The 6,000-nt window shown below is 71.6% G+C and carries 7 protein-coding genes; 3 read left to right on the top strand and 4 right to left on the bottom strand.

What is annotated here, in order from left to right; translation table 11 throughout:
* Positions 1 to 63 precede the first annotated feature (63 nt).
* The 3 genes from ABKA17_RS33270 (at position 64) to ABKA17_RS33260 (ending at position 2,366) form a co-directional block, all read left to right on the top strand.
* Positions 64 to 396 carry a hypothetical protein gene (locus ABKA17_RS33270; protein ID WP_353696037.1) on the top strand — a complete coding sequence of 111 codons (333 nt, stop codon included), beginning with the start codon at positions 64 to 66 and terminating at the stop codon, positions 394 to 396.
* A gap of 92 nt (positions 397 to 488) precedes the next feature.
* Positions 489 to 1,595 carry an amidohydrolase family protein gene (locus tag ABKA17_RS33265; RefSeq protein ID WP_353696036.1) on the top strand — a complete coding sequence of 369 codons (1,107 nt, stop codon included), beginning with the start codon at positions 489 to 491 and terminating at the stop codon, positions 1,593 to 1,595.
* Between the two features lie 42 nt (positions 1,596 to 1,637).
* Positions 1,638 to 2,366 (top strand): nucleotidyltransferase domain-containing protein, encoded by a 729-nt coding sequence (locus ABKA17_RS33260; RefSeq protein WP_353696035.1) that lies wholly within the window; start codon positions 1,638 to 1,640, stop codon positions 2,364 to 2,366.
* On the opposite strand, the gene ABKA17_RS33255 is transcribed toward ABKA17_RS33260, so the two are convergent.
* From ABKA17_RS33255 to ABKA17_RS33240, 4 genes are read right to left on the bottom strand one after another with little or no spacing between them, the layout of a single operon-like run.
* A complete protein-coding gene (locus ABKA17_RS33255) occupies positions 2,321 to 3,340 on the bottom strand; it encodes a COX15/CtaA family protein (protein WP_353696034.1) in 1,020 nt (339 codons plus the stop codon). The genes ABKA17_RS33260 and ABKA17_RS33255 overlap by 46 nt on opposite strands.
* Positions 3,341 to 3,388: 48 nt before the next feature.
* Complete coding sequence (locus tag ABKA17_RS33250; RefSeq protein ID WP_353696033.1) at positions 3,389 to 4,159, bottom strand: ABC transporter permease; 771 nt, start codon at positions 4,157 to 4,159, stop codon at positions 3,389 to 3,391.
* Complete coding sequence (locus ABKA17_RS33245) at positions 4,156 to 5,079, bottom strand: ABC transporter ATP-binding protein (protein WP_353696032.1); 924 nt, start codon at positions 5,077 to 5,079, stop codon at positions 4,156 to 4,158. The genes ABKA17_RS33250 and ABKA17_RS33245 overlap by 4 nt, the downstream gene beginning before the upstream one ends.
* Positions 5,080 to 5,110: 31 nt before the next feature.
* Positions 5,111 to 5,923: an AAC(3) family N-acetyltransferase gene (locus ABKA17_RS33240; protein ID WP_353696031.1), complete on the bottom strand. Its 813-nt coding sequence runs from the start codon at positions 5,921 to 5,923 to the stop codon at positions 5,111 to 5,113.
* Positions 5,924 to 6,000: the final 77 nt, after the last annotated feature.

The raw sequence follows: 6,000 nt of genomic DNA, 5'->3' as shown, positions 1-6,000 counted from the left end.
CGTGGCCAAGGCCACGCACCCCGCCCGTCGCCGTTTGATCTACCCGTCGGTAGCATCCTGGGCATGGCAGACACGCAAACGGTTGACGCGAAGGCCGAGCGCACGGCGGCCAAGCTCGCCAAGCAGATCAGCGCCTTCTCCAAGGCACACGGCGGCGCCGAGGGCCAGGTGGCCTACCTGGGCGACCGCGGCGCCCGGATCGCCCTCGTCGGCGAGGACGGCGAGTGGGGCAACCTGGTGGCCCCCAGCAACGAGATCGCGCTGAAGGCGGTCGAGAAGGCCGGCATCACCCTCCACGAGGACTTCGACGGCGAGTTCGCGGCGAAGGTGCGGACCGGCCCGTACGAGTGGACGCGGATGGCCGGCATCCAGGTCGGCGGGCCCCGCAACACCTGACGTTTCGCACGGGGTGTGCGGGACCAACACCTGACACCCCGTTCACCCGTTAGGCCCCGTAGCAAGGACACGGTCCAGCCACGGGAGCCCGGATGATCGAGACGCCGTCCCTCGTGGACCAGTACTGCCACGGCGTACTGAGAACAGAGCTGGGCCTCGGCACCTTCGAGGCCCAACTGTCCCGTACCGAGGGGCCGCCCGCCCCCGGTACGACCCTCTTCGACACCCAGACCGGATTCGCGGTACGGCGTTGGTGCCCCCCGCTGCTCGGTCTGGAACCGCACTGCCCACCCGCTCGTTATCTCGCCCGCCGCCGTGAACTCGGCGTACTGGAGGCGGGCCGCAGACTGCTGCGGGGCAGCGGCATCACGACCTACCTGGTCGACACGGGCCTGCCCGGCGATCTGACCGGCCCCGGCGAGATGGCGGCGACCTCGGCCGCCGAGGCCCGCGAGGTCGTGCGGCTCGAACTCCTCGCCGAACAGGTCGCCGACACCTCCGGCACCGTCGAGTCCTTCCTCGCCAACCTCGCCGAGTCCGTCCACGGCGCGGCGGTCGGCGCGGTCGCCTTCACCTCGGTGGCGGGCGTACGGCACGGGCTCGCGCTGGCGCCCGAACCGCCGGGGCCCGGGGAGGTGCGGGGCGCGGCCGGCCGCTGGCTGGCGGGCCGCAGAGTGGGCGGCGAGTTGTCCGATCCGGTGCTGCTACGACATCTGCTGTGGATCGCGATCGCCTCGGGGTTGCCCCTCCAGCTGCACGCCGGGCTCGGGGAGCCGGGTCTGCGCATCGACCGTACGGACCCGGTCCTGCTCACCGACTTCGTCCGCGCCACGGCGGGCCTCGGCACCGACCTCGTCCTGCTGCACGGCTACCCGTACCACCGCCACGCCGCCCACCTCGCGGGCGTCTTCCCGCACGTCTACGCCGACTCGGGCGCCGCGCTGGTCCGCACCGGCGCCCGCGCCGCCACCGTCCTCGCCGAGATCCTGGAACTGGCCCCCTTCGGCAAGATCCTCTTCTCCAGCGGCGCCCAGGGCCTGCCCGAACTGCACGTCGTGGGCGCCCGGCTGTTCCGCGAGGCGCTGGCCCGGGTGCTGGGCAACTGGGTCGCCGAGGGGGCGTGGTCGCTGGCGGACGCGCAACGGGTGGCGGGGCTGATCGCGGCGGGGAACGCGCGCAGGGTCTACGGGCTGGAGTGACGCCGGGTTCACAGGCGCGGGCGGACTGTCCAGACTGGACGGATGCAGACCGACGACTTACTCGACCGCTTCCTCGCCGGCCTCGCCTCGCTCGACCCGGTCGCCGTCTGGGCGCACGGCTCGCTCGCCGGCGGCGACTACCAGGAGGGCCGCAGCGACCTGGACCTGATCGCCGTACTGGACGAACCACCGCTGTGGCGGCTGGCGACGCTGCACGCCCGGCTGCGGAACGAACCCCTCGCCGCGCAGCTGCACTGCACCTATCTGACCCCGGACGGCATGGACGGCTCCGCCCGGCGCCATCTGACCTGGGCGCACGAGCAGCTCTTCAAGCGCCCCGTGACCCCGGTGACCCGTCGGGAGCTGCACTCCTTCGGGCGGGTTCTGCACGGGAAGGCGCCGGAAGGACTGCTGCCGCCGGTGTCGGATCTGGAACTCGACGCGTTCGTCGTCCGCGACCAGCGGGACTTCTGGCGGCCCATGGTGGACAGGCCGGAGCTGTGGCTGCGCAATCCGTGGATCGACGTCGGCCTGACCACCTTCGCCCGCGCGACCGCCACCCTGCGTGAGGGACGGCTCATCTCCAAGCGCGAGGCGCTGGAACTGCTGCCGGAACTCGGGGCGCCCGTGGAGGTGGTCGAGGACATCCGGGCGCGGCGGTACGAGGAACGACCGACGCCGCCCACCCTGGAGTGGACGGCGCGCAGGGGCGAGCTGGCCAGGGGTTACCTGGGGCCCGCGATCGACGAACTGGTGGCGGCGTACGCCTGATCCGGCAGCTCGATCTCCGGCACCGGGCGTTCCCGAAGCGCCAGCAGCACCCGAAGGACCCCGATCCACACCAGGCACGAGCCGAACATGTGGAGGCCGACCAGGATCTCGGGCAGGTCGGTGAAGTACTGGACGTATCCGATGACGCCCTGCGAGAGCAGGATCAGGAACAGGTCGCGGGTGCGGTCCAGGGGGCCCTTCGGGGCGTCGACGGCCCTGAGGACGAACCACAGGGCGAACGTCAGCGTCACCACGATCCAGGCCAGTACGGCGTGCAGCTTGCTGACCGTCTCCCAGTCCAGCGGCATCCGCTCGACCTCGCTGGAGTCGCCGGCGTGCGGACCGGAACCGGTCACCACGGTGCCGACCGCGATCAGCAGCACGGACGCGGCGACCATGAACCACACCAGCTGCTGCACCGACGTGCCGACCAGCGGACGCGGCTCCCCGTCACCCTCCCGGGTGCGCTGCCACATCACCGTGGCCACCGCGATCAGGGCCGTCGACAACAGGAAGTGCGCGGCGACCGTGTACGGGTTGAGGCCGACCAGGACCACGATGCCGCCGAGGATCGCATTGCCCATCACGACCCAGAACTGCGTCCAGCCCAGCCGCGTCAGACTGCGCCGGTACGGCTTCTCGGAGCGCGCGGCGATGATCGCCCAGCCGACCGCGGCGCACAGCACGTACGTCAGCATGCGGTTGCCGAACTCGATGTAGCCGTGGACGCCCATCGCGGCGGTGTTGTGGATCGAGTCCTCGGTGCACTTGGGCCAGGTCGGGCAGCCGAGGCCCGATCCGGTGAGCCGCACCGCACCGCCGGTGACCACGATGACCACCGACATGACGAGCGCGGCGAGAGCCGCCCGCCGCACCGTCCGGGGATCCGGGGTCCAGCGTGCGGCGATGAAGGCGAGCGGGTTGCGCACGGCGGCTACGGCGTCGGCACGGGTCAGATTCGGCACGCCCACCATCGTAGGCGGCCGCTTGTGCACGCTTTCACGAGGGGTTGGTGAATCGCGTTACTCCCAGCGGAAGAACTTCCCCGCCGCCGCCAGTCCGGCCACCGCCCACGCCGCCAGGATCCCCAGGTTGCTCCACGGCAGCCCGGCGCCGTGCTGGAGGACGTCTCTCAAGCCCTCGGAGAGTGCCGTGATGGGGAGGAGGCCGAGGGCGTCCTGGGCGGCGGGGGGGAATTTGTCCATGGGGACGATGACTCCGCCGCCCACGAGGAGGAGCAGGAAGACCAGGTTGGCGGCGGCCAGGGTGGCTTCGGCCTTGAGGGTGCCGGCCATCAGGAGGCCGAGGCCGGAGAAGGCGGCCGTGCCGAGGATCAGCAGGAGCAGGACGGCCAGCGGGTTGCCGTGCGGGTTCCAGCCCAGGGCGAAGGCGATCACCGTCAGGAGCGTGATCTGGAGGATCTCCGTGACCAGCACCGACGCCGTCTTGGCCGTCATCAGGCCCCAGCGGGGCAGAGGTGAGGCGGCGAGGCGCTTCAGGACGCCGTAGCGGCGCTCGAAGCCCGTGGCGATCGCCTGGCCGGTGAAGGCCGTGGACATCACGGCCAGCGCGAGGATGCCGGGGGTCAGGAAGTCCACCGCCTCGCCCGCGCCCGTGTCGACGATGTCGACCGAGCTGAAGAGGACGAGGAGGAGGGTCGGGATCACCACCGTCAGCAGGAGTTGCTCGCCGTTGCGCAGGAGCATCTTCGTCTCCAGCGCCGCCTGCGCCGCGATCATGTGCCCCATCGGCGCCGCGCCCGGCTTCGGGGTGTAGACACCGGTTGTCGTCATGAGCGCAACTCCTTGCCGGTGAGCTCCAGGAATACGTCTTCCAGCGTGTGCCGTTCGACCGAGATCCTCTCCGGCATCACCCCGTGCTGCGCGCACCACGACGTCACGGTCGCCAGCAGCTGCGGGTCGACCTTGCCGCCGACCCGGTACGAGCCCGGGGTCAGTTCCGCGGCCGTGCAGTCCGCCGGGAGGGCCTTCAGGAGCGAGCCCACGTCCAGACCGGGACGGCCGGAGAAGCGCAGGGTGTTCTCGGCGCCGCCGCGGCACAGCTCCTCCGGGGAGCCCTGGGCGATGACCCTGCCCGCGTCGATGATCGCGACGTCGTCGGCGAGCTGCTCGGCCTCGTCCATGTAGTGCGTGGTGAGGATGACCGAGACGCCGTCCGCCCTGAGGTCGCGGACCAGGTCCCACGTCGCGTGGCGGGCCTGCGGGTCCAGACCGGCCGTCGGCTCGTCGAGGAACACCAGCTCCGGGCGGCCGACGACGGCCATCGCCAGGGCCAGCCGCTGCTGCTGACCGCCGGACAGACGGCGGTACGTCGTCCTGCCGCAACCGCCGAGCCCCAGCCGCTCGATGAGCGCGTCCACGTCCAGGGGGTGGGCGTGCAGCTTGGCGACATGGCGCAGCATCTCGTCCGCCCGCGCGCCCGAGTAGACGCCGCCGGACTGGAGCATCACGCCGATCCGGGTGTGCAGCTCACGGGACTGCCGGACCGGGTCGAGGCCCAGCACGCGTACCGTGCCGGAGTCCGGCCTCCGGTAGCCCTCGCAGGTCTCGATCGTGGTCGTCTTGCCCGCGCCGTTGGGACCGAGCACCGCGGTCACGCCCGTCTCGGCCACCAGGTCGAGGCCGTTCACCGCGGTCTTCGTGCCGTACCGCTTCACCAGGGCCTGGACCTGGACCACGGGCTCACTTCGCATGGCTCAAGAGTCTAGGTACGAGCTCGGCGCCTCAGGCGGGCGGGTGCAGGATCTCCTCCTCACGGGGACGGTGCACCGCCAGCCACCGCTCCGCGTACGCCACGGCATCCGCCACCGGGAACAGCCGTACGTCGGCCGCGCCCACCTTTCCCCGTACGACCGGACGGTCCCGTTCGAAGTCGTGGCCGAGTTCGTCGAAGCGGTCCGAGGTGATCGACACCTCGGTCACCGTCTCCCAGCCGACCGGGCCGGGCCGGCCGACCTTCACGAGCGGTGAAGGTATGCGGTACTCGGCGAGATGGAAGCTGGTGCACGTGTCGTAGCCCGCGCCGAGCAGCAGCACGCGCGCGTGGAGTGATTCCAGGCGGGCCAGGGGGCTGCGCTCGCCGAGTCGGCAGTCGGTCGCGTGGCCGCCGACGATGTCGAGGGCCCGGGCGCCGACCGCCGCGAAGGACGTCTGCGGGTGCGCGCTGCGCAGGGCGCCCGGCCAGGTGCGGACGGTCTCCGGGAGCACGCCGACCCCGCGCGAGGGCGTGATCAGGGGGTCGTAGGCCGGCATGGCGGTCCGGATGGTCCGCCACCACTCCTCGGGCACCGGCGGGTTCTCCCACACGGCGGGGTCCGAGAGGTCGCCGGTCTGGGTGGGGACCACGAGGGTGCCGTCCGGGCCGAGGGCGTCGAGCAGGCCCTGGACGACCGCTACAGGGCCGCCGCAGACCCAGCCGAGCGACTTCAGGGAGGAGTGGACGAGGAGGGTCTCGCCGTCCCGGACGCCCAGCTCGCGCAGTTGTGCGGCGAGGGTGCCTCGGGTGACGAGTGGGCCGGTCGGAGGGGGTACGGGCATGGTTGTGGAGTGTCCCGGAGGGGGCCCGGTGATGCCACCGAATTGATCGATCAAAGATCGTTTTCGCAGGTCAGGTT

The organism is Streptomyces sp. RG80, assembly GCF_040446465.1.
Taxonomy (GTDB): domain Bacteria; phylum Actinomycetota; class Actinomycetes; order Streptomycetales; family Streptomycetaceae; genus Streptomyces.
Note: the sequence above shows the minus strand (reverse complement) of the source record. Positions and strands in the feature narration are given on the sequence as shown.

Bases quoted from the DNA above. Each gene is read 5' to 3' on its own strand.
- ABKA17_RS33265 (WP_353696036.1), top strand. From the start codon at position 489: ATGATCGAGACGCCGTCCCTCGTGGACCAGTACTGCCACGGCGTACTG.
- ABKA17_RS33240 (WP_353696031.1), bottom strand. From the start codon at position 5,923: ATGCCCGTACCCCCTCCGACCGGCCCACTCGTCACCCGAGGCACCCTC.
- ABKA17_RS33270 (WP_353696037.1), top strand. From the start codon at position 64: ATGGCAGACACGCAAACGGTTGACGCGAAGGCCGAGCGCACGGCGGCC.
- ABKA17_RS33250 (WP_353696033.1), bottom strand. From the start codon at position 4,159: ATGACGACAACCGGTGTCTACACCCCGAAGCCGGGCGCGGCGCCGATG.
- ABKA17_RS33245 (WP_353696032.1), bottom strand. From the start codon at position 5,079: ATGCGAAGTGAGCCCGTGGTCCAGGTCCAGGCCCTGGTGAAGCGGTAC.
- ABKA17_RS33260 (WP_353696035.1), top strand. From the start codon at position 1,638: ATGCAGACCGACGACTTACTCGACCGCTTCCTCGCCGGCCTCGCCTCG.
- ABKA17_RS33255 (WP_353696034.1), bottom strand. From the start codon at position 3,340: ATGGTGGGCGTGCCGAATCTGACCCGTGCCGACGCCGTAGCCGCCGTG.